Below are 13,141 nucleotides of genomic sequence, written 5' to 3'. Positions count from 1 at the left end.
AAGTTATCGGCATGATTATGCAATTCTGTAGGGCTTTTGATTGGCAGAATAGGCGGGATAAACCGAGGTTATTTCAAATTTGTGATGTTTCAGAGCGGAAGTCTCCGCTCTGAACAGGAAGGCTAACGTAATGTCAGCAAACGCTGCCGTGTGGCTACGGGAACGTTTTCCCATAGCGCGCAAACCCGCCCTTCCATCTCCTGATAAAACGGGCTAATGCTTTCACGTGTTTTATCATCCGTGTGAAAACGGACCTGCCCGGAATCACCATCAATACTAATCATTCTGTTGATGAAAAGCCGCTGTAAGTCGCTGCGCAGGAACAGCCCATTATCCACGCTATTGTCTGCGAGAAATCCCTCTTCGTTTTCGCGCGTATCGATATGGCAGGCTTCGACCCAGGGCCATTGATGCTGATCGAGAAGGCTGGTTCCGGTAATGATACAGGCCCCATAGCGCGCCTTAACCGCCGCCATAAACTCTGACTGGCTGGCCTTCTGCAACACTTTGGCTTTCACCCGCCGCCCGACTTCCGTACCAGGCATAACTGCAGCGGGCGTTCTGTGCTCAGGCGTGCTTAGTACCACAATAAACTGGATACGGCGTGACTGTGGAAAGCAAGGATTAGACTGAACGTTGAACAGCTGCCACCAGGCATCCTCTTCGTCCTCGCGCATCAGAACCAGCTTATAGCCCCGGCTGTTGATCAGGTTTTGCGCCTGAGCGGAGTGCGGATCGACCATCGCATAGACGTAGCTCTGCCCAATCACTTTCCACCGGTTGTTCTCTTTATCCTCGTGTCCCCGACGAAAATAGTGAAAAGGCTGCTGCTGTTTCAAATAGTGCTCAAAACGGCGCAGATAATTTTTTCGTTCGTTATCGTTGGCGATGAACAACAGGTCTTCCAGCGGACTGTTACTCTCTTCCTGAGCAAAGACAGCGCGAATTTTTAACGTCCGATAGCTGGTTGAAGGACTCAGCAACGCACGCGCGGTCAGTTCTTTCTCATCAGGGTATTGTTGTGCATAACGTAGGGCGATCTCTTCAAATGAGAGACGTTCGCCCGGTAGCAGGTCATAGTTAAAGCGCATAACCACCCCAGAACATGAAAAGTAATATCAAAATTAGAGCCATTCTGAAGGGAATTATCGGCATAGCGGAGATGAACTGTAACGCTGAGTTCACTTTTTTATTGTTTACGGCCCAGACCAAAATCCGTTCGTTTTGCCCTGCAACATTTGCATTAGTGCAACACAAAACACGCCTGTTTGTTTTATCTCCCTCTCTGTTCAGGGGCGCGCGGTGTTCTTATCCTTTACTTTACCTGCTTTTTTATCGGTTATTCTTGCCATTAATTTCACTTGCACACTCGTATTCTTTCACCATCACTCTGCAGATGCAGATCGGGTATAGAGGAAGTGAATGATGAAAGGCATAGTGCTGGCTGGTGGAACAGGTTCTCGATTACATCCTGTAACCTGCGGCGTCTCCAAACAGTTACTCCCCGTCTACGATAAGCCTATGATCTATTACCCGCTCTCGGTGCTTATGCTCGCAGGGATTAGAGATATCCTGGTCATTACCACTCCAGAAGACCTCGCAGGGTTTCAACGCTTACTCGGTGATGGCTCACATTTTGGCGTCAATCTTCAGTATGCTGTGCAGCCATCGCCAGACGGTCTGGCGCAGGCCTTTATTATTGGTGAGTCGTTTATCGCTGGAGAACGCTGCGCACTCGTGTTGGGCGATAACATTTTCTTTGGTCAAAGCTTCGGTAAAAAGCTAGAAGATGTTGTTACTCGTGAGCTTGGTGCCACCGTATTTGGTTATCAGGTAATGGACCCTGAGCGTTTTGGTGTTGTCGAATTTGACAAACAATTCCGTGCACTTTCTATTGAAGAAAAGCCCACAACGCCAAAATCAAACTATGCGGTGACGGGCCTGTATTTTTACGACAGCAATGTGAGCGCCATGGCCCGACAGGTTCGCCCTTCTGAACGCGGCGAACTGGAAATCACTACGCTAAACCAAATGTACCTCGACGATGGATTATTAAACGTCGAAATACTGGGCCGTGGTTTTGCCTGGCTGGATACCGGCACGCATGAAAGCTTGCTTGAAGCGTCACACTTCATCCACACCATTGAAAAGCGTCAGGGCTTTAAAATTGCCTGTCTTGAGGAAATTGCCTGGCGTAAAGGCTGGACAGATCACAAAGCCCTGTTAAAACGCGCTCAATATCTTGGGAAAACGCAGTATGGCCAGTATTTAAAAATGTTGGTGGAGGAATAGCGTGAAGGTCAAAGCCACTAAAATTGCCGATGTTAAAATCATCCAGCCAGCGGTTTATGGTGACGATCGTGGTTTTTTCCTGGAAACGTTTGAAAAACGTCGCTATCAGGAGTTACTTGAAACCCACCTCGAATTTGTGCAAGACAACTATTCGCGCTCAGGCCGACATGTATTACGCGGCTTACATTTTCAGAAAACAGAGCCCCAGGGCAAGCTGGTGCGCGTCGTGCGGGGCGAAGTATTCGATGTTGCAGTCGACATCCGTCCCGGTTCTCCGACCTTTGGTCAGTGGGAGAGTATTCTGCTTTCTGAAGAAAATAAAACGCAGCTGTGGATTCCCCCCGGACTCGCGCACGGTTTTGTCGTCCTTTCGGACGTCGCTGACTTTGAATACAAATGTACTCAATATTACAACCCTAAGGATGAAGCCTGCCTGATGTGGAATGACCCTGATGTTGCAATTCAATGGCCTGTAGAACAGCCGATATTGTCGGTAAAAGATCAACAAGGACTATCACTGCAGGAGTTGGTGTAATGCGCGTTTTACTTACAGGGGCTTATGGCCAATTAGGGCGTTGCTTGCTGGATCGTTTTCCCGCTGACTGGATCACGCTGGCGTGTGGTTCGGCAGAGCTGGATATTACTGACCGCTGTGCGGTTATGCGCGTCGTCAAAAAATTCAAACCTGATGTCATCATGAATGCTGCGGCCTACACGGCCGTCGATAAAGCAGAAACCGATCGTACCCGCGCGCTGAAGGTGAATGCGATTGGTCCTGAAAATCTGGCACAAGCAGCAAAACTGGTCAACGCACGCCTGATTCATATATCGACTGACTATGTTTTTGATGGGTTAAAGAAAACGTCTTATAGCGAAAATGATCCGCCCTGCCCGATTAATTTCTATGGCTTAAGCAAGTGGGAAGGTGAAAAGCGTGTATTTGAGGCATTGCCAGAAGCCATTGTGATTAGAACCTCATGGATGTTCAGCGAGTATGGCAATAACTTCGTCAGTACCATGCTTCGTCTGGCGCAGACGCGTTCCGAGTTACATGTGGTGAACGATCAGTATGGCTGTCCGACCTACGCGGGTGATTTAGCGGAGGCGATGATTCACCTTGCTGGTTCGCCAGAAAATATGGGTATTTATCATTACTGTGGCGATATTGCGGTGAGCTGGTGTGAATTTGCTCAAGCCATCTTTGTTGCGGCAGAAAAAGAGGTTAACGTACGCGGAATAACCAGTTCACAATATCCTTCCGCAGCAACGCGGCCCGCACGGAGTATATTGAACACAGAACATATTACCTCTGCAGGAATAACTGCATCCGACTGGCAGGAGCAACTGATAACCTGTTTAAAACCTCAGTCAACTCCTTTTTCATATGCCAGCATTTTGTAAGGATTAAAGCCAATGAAAGTCGCCACCATTGGCAACTGCCAACTTGAAATTGTCGGCCAGTTGCTAAGTAATTATTCTGATCTTCATCGCGGTGCCATTAAGCAGGTGGTAAATACGCCCATTTATAAGCTTGATGCGCAACGGGATGTTATCAATCTTATGCATGAACTTGAAAGTTGTGATCATATCTATATGCAGTATCACTCAGAACGCTGGGGGATGCTTTCAACTGATAAGCTGGCAGCATATTTCGACATCCGTATTCTGCCGACGATGGAGTCCCGTGTATCCACCCCTCAACTAGGTTATTTTCCTGCGCCTGTCCCGGAGTTAATGGTCTATGTAGATTATCGCTTCCTGCATCTTTATTTAACAGGCCATCAGCACGGGGATGCAGTTTCTCAATATCATAAAGTGAGTTATGATAATCAGAAGCAGCATAATATGGTCATTGAAGACGCAAAGCGTTATCACAAACTTTTTCAGGAAGAGAAAGTCGCATTTGACTATTCCCACTTTTATCAGGAATCAATGCTTAAAAATAAGCAGTGCTATAGTACCGTTAGTCATCCAAACAATAAGCATCTGAGCGTTTTTTTGAGTGCTATCTTTTATGATCTTTTCAAAGAAAATAAAAACTTTGATCTCAATGGTAACGATTTACTCAATAATTATTATGCCCCTGAGATTGGAAGTGGTGACCAGAGTTATCTGATGATGCGCGACACAGGACTTTCTCTGGCGGGTAAAATCAACTACTCATTTTTCTCTTCCCAAAACGATGAGATATTGAAAAAATCTTTGCTAAAGTCGGCCTATTATCAGGGATTACAGGCTGAATTCCAGAATGTTTAATTACGGCTTATCCTGATTCGATAATGTTTTAGCGTAGTTCGCGTGTTGCACACTACAGGCCATTGCATAAGAATATCTGCCCTGAGGCGAATCAAATAATCGCCCTCTGAGTAACAACAGATTCAAAAAATATGGGTAACTACAACACGCCATTGTTAATAATATAAAAGGTGCTTTATTAGCACCTTTTTACCATACAACCCGCGCAGTCTTGTCAGCTGGTTACGTACGTTATGAATGAACCCACAATATAAAAGATTCAAACATTAACAATGCGTGTAAGCATATAGATTAAATCAAAGCCATCCCACTGCAAGGTGAATTGAAGAGCCTGACCTATTTCGACAAGGCGATCTACGCCTGCTGGCCTGTACGCCATGATAAATTCAGCCAGTGCTGCAGATTCCATTCCATAATATGACAGCGTCTGGCAGGTCCCGCTACACAACGGTAAAATCTCGCACAACGTGTTAATTTGATATTCAAGAAAATAGCCGCACGTCCCGCTGTGAGATAAACTTTCTGAAGACAACGCAGGAAGCTCAACACGCATCAACCGATTATGGCTCAACGGGTAGCGTTTTACCCCGTCAACTTGCGCGCTGAGCAGGCAGAATTGCGTCAACTTCTGAACTGCACTCGCCGCTTGCAATGTGTATCGCTCTTGTACTATTCGGTCAAAATGTTTCCAGAATATACGTTGAGCTTGCTCGCGAATCTCTGCATTCTCACCCAGCCAGACGACTAATCCAGGTGAAGAGCAGGCATTTTGATCGCTGTGTAATGTGTCATTGTAAAAATCACTAGCAATGCGTTCTTTATTGACAGCATCAAGATACCCCTGAGCTCCAATAACACAAAACGAGTGTCGATTGGCGAAAGTGATGTCCAGCGCTCTTGGGCCTAAAGGGGACTGACGCAGCATCGCTATCGTATTATCCCCTCCCCAAATTAACCTTGTCTGACAGAGCAGTGAAAGCGCATCATTCACGTCTTTCTGTTTATCGTAGCGCACCAGCACGATATAGGGGGCAATATGGGGATGGTCATTTAGCGCCTGCCTGAGGGCCGTGCAGATCATCGAAATCTGGACAAAATCTTTACCTGGTAGACGAACGACATTGGCGTTTCCCGCCAGTAAGCCCACAAGCAGTGAATAAGCAAAATTCACTGCAACATTCGCCGGCGCGATGTGAAATGCCGCCCCTCTGCCTAACCGGTGCTCAAGGCCGGCATAGCGGGATTGCATTTGACGTAGCGAGGCCGGTCGACACCAGAATGCCAGGCTTGCGACATCACTCCATTGCTTAACGTCCGGTAACTGAAAAAGATATTGAGAGAAGGTGTCAATAAACCCCATAATTTCTGGCGCAAATGGCTTATAGGCCGGCACTTTATTAAGCATTGCCAACCGCTGGGCATCGCCAATCAGGAATGTGACCTGTTCGAATTTATCCGCCATAGGTATCACTGCATCCTCTGATCTCAGCATTTTTAAGACGCCCTAATACCTGAAAATATTTCCCCATACGACCACAGGAACAATCATCCTCTCCCAGCAAAATGCCTTCATCTTCCGTAAGCAAAGAGTGTCCCGGGTAGGACTCGGGCAGCGCAGACAGAACCTGAATAATGCCTGCCTGCCCAACAGGACACACTGAAAAATCCTGCGGATCGCGAATAATAACGTCGGAATAAAGGCTGGCATGAAGATGACCGTATTCACACTGCATATAGATACAGCCTGTTTGCTCAACCATGCCGTAATAGTCACTAACGCGGGTAATGCCGCACACTGAATTTAAGCGCTGCGCAAACGCGGACGCAGAAATGGCCTGGGCCTGTAGCTTTTTCCATCCCCCACCGTGTATAAGTGTGGCCTGAGATAAATCATAACGGCCAGCGCAGGCCTCAAGCGCTTTATAAAAATGCTGCCAGATCATAAACGTGAAGCCAAACAGCAACAACGGCTTACCGGCATGCTTCTGCAGAAAGGTAGCCAGCACATCGTGATTGAGATTCATCTCTTCATCCAGCGCGTAGGCCCTGTCTGCTCCAAACATGGAAAACCCCAGAATGCCGGCCCCTCGAGCAGAGAACATGGCGCGATCTTTCATCACAGCAGGTGAGTCAATTATCAGCATCGGTAAACGGGCGGCGCCAATGAAATCACTGACAATCTTTATCAACACCTTCTGTTGAAGTGCCGCCGTGCTTTTATCGAGATAGATGCGTGATACTTGCTGGCCACTGGTTCCAGAAGAGGTCATCGTTTTAACGATATGGTCCTCTGGCACGCTACTCAGAGTAAGTTGTTTGAAGAGTGAAACGGGTAAAAAAGGCAAAGCATCGGGTTCAGATAATGATGCGAGATCGCACTGCTGCGCGGCCAGAATGCGCTGATAGGCCAGACAATCTCGTTGATGATGGACGCTTAGTTCATGCAGTCGCTTAAAGAGTAACGCCTTTTTCTCCGCTTTGGGTAATGAAAACGGCGCAGGGATAAATCCCTCTTCAAATCCCGGTTTCATCAGCCATGAGCCTCTCGTAATGGGTTTTACCTGAGGATGTTTTTACCAGGGTGTCGACGACATTGATTTTGAAGGCAGAGGTATGAAGTTTTGTCACCTGTGAGGCAAAACGTTTTACTTCATCTGCCAAATCGGGTTGGGTAATGAAAACGGTAAGTTGATCGTCACGTCCCACGCAGGCGCAATCAAGTCCAATAAAATGCGTTTTGAGGAGCTGCTCCATCTCATCTAAGCCAACGCGATTACCAAATATTTTCAGGAACCGTTTTTTTCGCCCCACAATATAAAAGCAACCATCCGCGTGCTGGGTGGCAATATCACCTGTGATTAACAGCCCGTTGAGATCGTCACCTCGGTGAAGGTCGTCTCCGTCCGAAGCATATCCCATCATCACATTATCGCCATGGTAATAAAGCTCACCTTGTTCACCCATAGTGGTAATCAGACTCCCATCTTCGCGATGAAGTGTTAATTTCCCTCCCGGGATGGCAAGACCAATTGAGCCACATTTTGACTGTGCAAGCTCAGCAGGCAACCATGCCATACGCGCTGTCGCTTCTGCCGCGCCATACATGACGACAAACTTTTTACTGTGCTGCTGTGCATAATCGGCAAAAAATTGATGCATCGCAGTTGAAAGCTTACCACCTGCCTGAGTCAGCGTGCGTAAGGCAGGAAACGACATACGCGAAAAGCGCAAGCGATGCAGCATTTCAAACGTATAGGGAACCCCTGCCAAAGAAGTCACGTTTTCAGACGCCATCTGCTGCCAAAACTCACGCTGCATAAGACCATAGCGCGTCAGTATCAGCGTCGCTCCCACCAGTAAATGACTATTAACAACAGATAAACCAAATACGTAATTGAGCGGCAAATGGACCAGAGGCTTTTCAGTTTCATCCAGTGCCAGGTATTCACTGATACTGGTGGCGTTGCTTTGCAGGTTTTGCTGACTCAGACGAACCAGTTTAGGGCTTCCTGTTGAGCCTGAGGTCGTAACCAACAGGGCGAGTTGAGGATGTAATTGCTGAGGGGCCTTACCTGTCGCAGTGAGCTGATAATCCAGCGTTTGATAATGGCTTTCACCCTGAACTTGACCAGTGGGAGCCCAAAGAAACGCCGGCCGGTAAGTGGTAATCAACTCAGCAAGATGCGTGCTATCCAGGTCCGCATCAAGCAGTAAAGGAACCGCCCCACATCGCAGACAAGCCAGATAGCCAATAAGCGTTGCAGTGGTATTCCGACACAGAATGAATATCAGCAGTCCAGACTTAAGTCTGCCTTCCATTTGCGTCACTTCCGTTAACAGCTCAGCGTAACGCCAGCGTAAACCGCTATCGTCAATCACAGCGAGTTGCCGGGGATCATGTTGTTCAATGCGCCAGAAAGACATTGGCTTACCTCAGTTCCGTCTGAATACGGTCAGTGATCTGTGCTGCCGTCAGTCCGGCCTGCTCAAGCATCCAGTTGTAATCCCCTGCATGTGGATAACCCTGCGGTATACCGATAATAAGTTGAGCGGGTTTCGTGCTTTTAGGTGCGAAATATTCAGCAACGGCACTGCCTAAACCGCCAATTTCACTGTGCTCTTCAAGGGTAACAACAAGCTTGTTATTCAATAAATGATCAAGTGTTTCAGTATCCAACGGCTTGATGGTATGCATGTCAATAACGGCCGTATTAATCCCTTTCGCTTGCAGTTCATCTGCAACCTGCAAGGCAACACTCACCATCGTGCCCGTGGCAACCAGCGCTACCTCATCACCCATTTTTAAGGTAATGGCGCGCCCAATCTTCAGGTCAAAATTTTCTTTATAAACAACAGGTGCACGCATATTGCCGGTCAGTCGGAGATAGACAGGGCCCGGATGGTGGAAAGCGGCTTCCGTCATTTTCGCGGTTGCAGTACAGTCAGCAGGTGACAGAATGGTGATATTTGAGACAGCGCGTAGAGCCGCCAGATCTTCTATACCATGATGCGTGGCTCCGAACATACCTGTCGCCAGGCCTGAGGCCAGTCCGACCAGTTTGACATTCTCTTCCATGTAGCCAAGATTCAGTCGCACTTGTTCAGCGGCACGAAAAGTCAGGAAGTTCGCAAATGAGGTGACAAAAGGTACGTATCCACCCGCAGCAAGTCCACCCGCCACACCAACCATATTTTGCTCAGCGATGCCGGCATTAAAGAAACGGTCAGGATAGGTATTTGCAAAACGATCAAGCCCAGACGATTTGCAGAGATCGCCTGATAATGCGACGATTTTAGGATGGTCGGCTGCCAGTTCAAGCAGAGCAAGACCAAAGGTACCGCGGGAACCTAGCATGGCCCATGAACGCACTGAGACGGGTTTAATGTTCAGCATGGTGCCTCCTGTTCAAGTTCGCTTAATGCCTGCTGCATTTGTTGCTCATTTAAACGGTTGCGATGAAAGTCTTTATTATTTTCCATAAATGAAACGCCCTTACCCTTCAGTGTTCGGGCAATAATCACTTTGGGCTTACCTTCATGAGGAGCATTAAAAGCATCAATAAGCGCCTGATAATCATGACCATCACATTCCAGCGTTTGCCAGCCGCAGGCGGACCACAAGGCAGGAAGGTTCATTCGCATAATATCCGCAGTGAATCCATCTGACTGCAGGCCATTTTGATCAACAACGACCGTCAGATTATCCAGCTTTTGCTGTGCAGCCATGAAAGCGCCTTCCCAAATCGCCCCTTCATTGCACTCACCATCCCCCACGACGACGAACGTCTGCCACGGCTGCTGTTGCAAGCGACGACTTAACGCCAAACCTATAGCAAAACTCATTCCCTGCGCCAGGCTGCCGGCTGAAAAATCAATACCAAAGGCTGCATGCCGGGTAGGATGGACCTGTAACACGGAACCATTGATTTCAAAGCTATTCAGCTGCTGTTCAGTAATGATTTTATGATGGTGCAAAGTGGCATAGAGCCCAAGTGCGGCATGGCCTTTACTCAAAATAAAGGTGTCGCGTTGTTTATCTGTGATTCGATCGGGTTGATAGCGCATAACAGTGCTAAACAGCACGGTGAGCACGTCCGTCATAGACAGCGCTGGGGAAATATGTACGCCATCACTTGGTGCCTGATACGCGGCTTTAAGAATAGTAATGCGGGTAGCCGTCGCGGTTTTTTTTAGCTGCTGGATGGACATATTCATTTCAGACCGCCATCAACGCGAAGCGTTTGCCCGGTGATATAGCTGGATAAATCGGAAGCGAGGAACAACGCCGTTTCAGCGATTTCGGCAGGCAACCCTTGCCGGCGTAAATCGGTGCTTTGACGTGCTGCTTCAACGATATGTTCGGGCATGGTTAGCAGCATGTCGGTATCGGTGATACCGGGCGCGATAGCATTCGCGCGAATGCCATGCTCACCCAATTCGGCGGCCACAGATTTTGTCATCGCGATCAATGCCGCTTTAGAGGCGCCATAGGCTGACTTGCCTGGGTTGCCATCTTCCCCGGCCGTAGACGCGATATTCACCAGACTGCCTTTTTTATGGCGCATCATCAGCTTGACCATAAACTGGCTGAACAAATACACCGCAAAGAAGTTAACTTCAAACTGCTGGCGTAACTGTGCTTCAGTTGTCATTTGAAAAAGGCTGTTATGGGTAATACCGGCATTGTTAATCACGGCATCCAGGCAGCATTTATCAGCAATCAGCCGCTTTACAGCTAGCTTCATTGCGACATGGTCTGTCATATCAAAACATAATGGCCATATGTTCACCTGATACTTCTCGGCTAATTGCGCCATGTCAGCCAGAAACTCAGCCGTTTCTGCTCTGGCATGCGCATAAATGTCTGCGCCATTGGCCGCAAAAATTTCAACCATTGCACGTCCCATACCGCGACGGCAGCCGGTAATTAATACCGTTTTATTTTTCATCAACATGCTAGTGCCCTCAACCCATTCCGCCGTCGACACGAATGACCTGTCCTGTTACATAGCTTGCATTATCGGATGCAAGCCATAGCAATGTATTGGCAACTTCGTCAGGCAGTCCGGGACGTTTTAATTCGCAGCGGGCCATCTGACGCGCCATGACCTCTGTCGGTAATGTTGACGTCATTTGCGTGCTGATGACGCCCGGCGCAATGGCATTCACTCTTATACCCTGTGGACCAAGCTCCGCCGAGAGTGTTTTCGTTGCTGCTAACCACGCCGCTTTTGAAGCGGAATACGCCAACTGGCCGACATTTCCATCAAGTGCTGAAATGCTGGAAATATTAACGATGCTGCCTTTTTTATTACGCAGCATCAGACGCGTGATGTATTGGGTAAACACAAGCTGAGAAAACAAATTGATGCTAAATGTTTTATGAAGTTGCTCGTTCGTCATCATGGGAAAAAGCGCATCAAAATTAGCACCGGCAATATTAATTAATATTTCAACAGGCTTTTTGGCTTTCTGAATCTGTTGTGCCGCGGCCTTAACCGACTCATCACTCAGTAAATCAAAATAAACAGGGACAATCTCAACGTCGTTTTCATCCATTAACTGCTTGATGAAAAACATGAAATCAGGATCTTCATGCTGGCAACAGGCAAAAACTGATGCGCCTGACGCGGCGAACGTCGCAAGCGTTGCCTTGCCGATACCTTGCAGACATCCCGTTATGACTGCCCATTTTCCAGCAAGAAGCATAATAACTCCTATAATTCTACGTCGTATTTTTTCAGGATTTCTTTGCCTTCAGACCAGGAAGAGAAGGCAATAATATCTTCGGTATCCAGCATGATATCGAAGGTATCTTCGAGTGCGGCGATCATGCTCATGTGCCCAACGGAATCCCAGGATGGTGTATCCTGATATTTGTAATCCGGCAGGATGGATGCATCGACTTCAAAGGTTTCTACAAAAATAGCATTGTAACGTTCGATATTAGACATAGTATTTCTCTCATTATCTTTTTAGCGTACTTTGTTAATATGGCAAGGCGTAAAGAACAAGGTCATATGCATATTTACGGTGATGCCAACGCAAACAAAAACGATAGTCGTCATGCAAAGCTTTAATGTAGGACGGGATAATAAACAAGTCGTCCAGCCGATGATAAAAGCTAAGTGCAAGTAATGGTTTATGCTTTAAAATCGTGGCCTCGGCACCTTTAAGCGCTTGCTGTTCAGCACCCTCAATATCCATCTTTATAAATGTAACAGGTTCATCATTTACAACACGGTCAATACTCGAGACTGAAATTTTATGATGACTGCCCCCTTCAACAATCCCTGAATTCTGGTCACCACTTTCATTAAAACTCAGTTCGTCATTCTTCGACCACACGCCAGAATGAATACACGAAACATTTGACAGATGATTAGTATTGCTCACCAATTTCTTAAAGTTTTTTGAGTCAGGTTCAAATGCATAAATTTTTCTCGCTGGTGCAAGGTTGAGTTCGCGTAAATTCTTTACAAACGAAAGGACTGTATCGCCATCATAAGCACCGCAGTCAACAAAAATCTCATCGTTCCCAAGTGTCACGAGTTCATCATTAAAGTAAGCATTATCGCTATGATAAGGGAGTAGATGACCAACCTGACCGCAAATTCTTTGATTAAGGTAAGCTGTAAATGTTTTCCGTGAAAAATCATCACCGAACGAGTCGTATAAAGCCTGAAGGCTGTCACGATTATCAAAACAAAAATCGTAATCAATCATGCCTGCACTGAACATTTCGATTGAAGAAGGATCACAAATTATCAATTCTTCAGCATTTTTTTGTAGCTTTTCTATCAAAAAATCAGTACAGGTCTGAAAACCAATTATATAATTAAATCGCTGGGGTAGGTCAACCAGCTCTTCAATAGCGCGGACTTCAATGTGTTCATGTTTTTCGTTAGGCATATACTCAAGCGTTAGCGCTGAGCAATATAAACTCACACCCTGCTTATCTAAAAATTTCTTAAAAACATTGGCGACATACCCATTACCGCAAAGCACAACAGGAAGGCCATTTTTGCGGAACCGCGCGATAGCAGATAAAAAATAGTGTTCTCGTTCTGTAATTTCTGACAAAAAATTCATT

14 protein-coding genes are annotated in these 13,141 nt (G+C 46.9%); 4 read left to right on the top strand and 10 right to left on the bottom strand.

The genetic code is table 11. The annotated features are described in order from the left end of the window. Positions 1-122: 122 nt before the first annotated feature. Entirely contained in the window at positions 123-1,091 is a 969-nt protein-coding gene (locus NXS97_RS22390; RefSeq protein ID WP_014593927.1) for an HNH endonuclease signature motif containing protein, read from the bottom strand. 334 nt (positions 1,092-1,425) lie between these two features. Here NXS97_RS22390 and rfbA point away from each other — a divergent pair, with 334 nt between their 5' ends. Genes rfbA through NXS97_RS22370 form a run of 4 tightly spaced genes read left to right on the top strand, consistent with a single transcriptional unit; the run spans position 1,426 to position 4,548 of the window. Continuing rightward, entirely contained in the window at positions 1,426-2,292 is an 867-nt protein-coding gene (gene rfbA, locus NXS97_RS22385) for a glucose-1-phosphate thymidylyltransferase RfbA (protein ID WP_022623282.1), read from the top strand. 1 nt (position 2,293) lies between these two features. Next, the gene (gene rfbC / locus NXS97_RS22380) at positions 2,294-2,827 is read left to right on the top strand and encodes a dTDP-4-dehydrorhamnose 3,5-epimerase (RefSeq protein WP_014593928.1); all 534 of its coding nucleotides are present in this window, start codon (positions 2,294-2,296) and stop codon (positions 2,825-2,827) included. Further along, positions 2,827-3,693 carry a dTDP-4-dehydrorhamnose reductase gene (gene rfbD, locus NXS97_RS22375; RefSeq protein ID WP_022623283.1) on the top strand — a complete coding sequence of 289 codons (867 nt, stop codon included), beginning with the start codon at positions 2,827-2,829 and terminating at the stop codon, positions 3,691-3,693. The genes rfbC and rfbD overlap by 1 nt, the downstream gene beginning before the upstream one ends. Before the next feature lie 12 nt (positions 3,694-3,705). Next, the gene (locus tag NXS97_RS22370) at positions 3,706-4,548 is read left to right on the top strand and encodes a WcbI family polysaccharide biosynthesis putative acetyltransferase (protein WP_104933436.1); all 843 of its coding nucleotides are present in this window, start codon (positions 3,706-3,708) and stop codon (positions 4,546-4,548) included. 259 nt (positions 4,549-4,807) lie between these two features. Here NXS97_RS22370 and NXS97_RS22365 read toward each other — a convergent pair whose 3' ends face one another. The 9 genes from NXS97_RS22365 to NXS97_RS22325 are packed head-to-tail and all read right to left on the bottom strand — an operon-like array spanning position 4,808 to position 13,140. Beyond that, positions 4,808-6,010 (bottom strand): acyl-CoA reductase, encoded by a 1,203-nt coding sequence (locus NXS97_RS22365; protein ID WP_019105011.1) that lies wholly within the window; start codon positions 6,008-6,010, stop codon positions 4,808-4,810. After that, positions 6,000-7,079 carry an acyl-protein synthetase gene (locus NXS97_RS22360; protein ID WP_072136873.1) on the bottom strand — a complete coding sequence of 360 codons (1,080 nt, stop codon included), beginning with the start codon at positions 7,077-7,079 and terminating at the stop codon, positions 6,000-6,002. Before NXS97_RS22360 ends, NXS97_RS22365 begins: the two co-directional genes overlap by 11 nt. Next, positions 7,063-8,472 (bottom strand): AMP-binding protein, encoded by a 1,410-nt coding sequence (locus NXS97_RS22355; RefSeq protein WP_116219777.1) that lies wholly within the window; start codon positions 8,470-8,472, stop codon positions 7,063-7,065. The genes NXS97_RS22360 and NXS97_RS22355 overlap by 17 nt, the downstream gene beginning before the upstream one ends. A 4-nt stretch (positions 8,473-8,476) precedes the next feature. Further along, entirely contained in the window at positions 8,477-9,442 is a 966-nt protein-coding gene (locus NXS97_RS22350) for a transketolase family protein (RefSeq protein WP_116219778.1), read from the bottom strand. Beyond that, entirely contained in the window at positions 9,436-10,263 is an 828-nt protein-coding gene (locus tag NXS97_RS22345; RefSeq protein ID WP_014593932.1) for a transketolase, read from the bottom strand. The genes NXS97_RS22350 and NXS97_RS22345 overlap by 7 nt, the downstream gene beginning before the upstream one ends. Further along, complete coding sequence (locus tag NXS97_RS22340; RefSeq protein ID WP_014593933.1) at positions 10,260-11,003, bottom strand: SDR family NAD(P)-dependent oxidoreductase; 744 nt, start codon at positions 11,001-11,003, stop codon at positions 10,260-10,262. Before NXS97_RS22340 ends, NXS97_RS22345 begins: the two co-directional genes overlap by 4 nt. A gap of 10 nt (positions 11,004-11,013) precedes the next feature. Beyond that, entirely contained in the window at positions 11,014-11,757 is a 744-nt protein-coding gene (locus tag NXS97_RS22335; protein ID WP_019105012.1) for an SDR family NAD(P)-dependent oxidoreductase, read from the bottom strand. An 8-nt stretch (positions 11,758-11,765) separates the two neighbouring features. Continuing rightward, a complete protein-coding gene (locus NXS97_RS22330; RefSeq protein WP_013026151.1) occupies positions 11,766-12,002 on the bottom strand; it encodes a hypothetical protein in 237 nt (78 codons plus the stop codon). 34 nt (positions 12,003-12,036) lie between these two features. Further along, on the bottom strand, positions 12,037-13,140 hold the full coding sequence (locus tag NXS97_RS22325; RefSeq protein ID WP_014593935.1) for an FkbM family methyltransferase: 1,104 nt from the start codon (positions 13,138-13,140) through the stop codon (positions 12,037-12,039). Position 13,141 lies beyond the last annotated feature (1 nt).

This window comes from Pantoea sp. B623 (genome assembly GCF_024814475.1).
Taxonomy (GTDB): Bacteria; Pseudomonadota; Gammaproteobacteria; order Enterobacterales; family Enterobacteriaceae; genus Pantoea; species Pantoea ananatis.
The sequence above is the reverse complement of the archived record's forward strand: the minus strand, read 5'-3'. Positions and strand labels throughout refer to the sequence as shown.

Coding starts and splice junctions, on each gene's coding strand:
- NXS97_RS22330 (WP_013026151.1), bottom strand. CDS start 12,002: ATGTCTAATATCGAACGTTACAATGCTATTTTTGTAGAAACCTTTGAA.
- NXS97_RS22345 (WP_014593932.1), bottom strand. CDS start 10,263: ATGAATATGTCCATCCAGCAGCTAAAAAAAACCGCGACGGCTACCCGC.
- NXS97_RS22360 (WP_072136873.1), bottom strand. CDS start 7,079: ATGAAACCGGGATTTGAAGAGGGATTTATCCCTGCGCCGTTTTCATTA.
- NXS97_RS22370 (WP_104933436.1), top strand. CDS start 3,706: ATGAAAGTCGCCACCATTGGCAACTGCCAACTTGAAATTGTCGGCCAG.
- NXS97_RS22365 (WP_019105011.1), bottom strand. CDS start 6,010: ATGGCGGATAAATTCGAACAGGTCACATTCCTGATTGGCGATGCCCAG.
- NXS97_RS22350 (WP_116219778.1), bottom strand. CDS start 9,442: ATGCTGAACATTAAACCCGTCTCAGTGCGTTCATGGGCCATGCTAGGT.
- NXS97_RS22335 (WP_019105012.1), bottom strand. CDS start 11,757: ATGCTTCTTGCTGGAAAATGGGCAGTCATAACGGGATGTCTGCAAGGT.
- NXS97_RS22355 (WP_116219777.1), bottom strand. CDS start 8,472: ATGTCTTTCTGGCGCATTGAACAACATGATCCCCGGCAACTCGCTGTG.
- NXS97_RS22390 (WP_014593927.1), bottom strand. CDS start 1,091: ATGCGCTTTAACTATGACCTGCTACCGGGCGAACGTCTCTCATTTGAA.
- rfbA (WP_022623282.1), top strand. CDS start 1,426: ATGAAAGGCATAGTGCTGGCTGGTGGAACAGGTTCTCGATTACATCCT.
- NXS97_RS22325 (WP_014593935.1), bottom strand. CDS start 13,140: ATGAATTTTTTGTCAGAAATTACAGAACGAGAACACTATTTTTTATCT.
- NXS97_RS22340 (WP_014593933.1), bottom strand. CDS start 11,003: ATGTTGATGAAAAATAAAACGGTATTAATTACCGGCTGCCGTCGCGGT.
- rfbD (WP_022623283.1), top strand. CDS start 2,827: ATGCGCGTTTTACTTACAGGGGCTTATGGCCAATTAGGGCGTTGCTTG.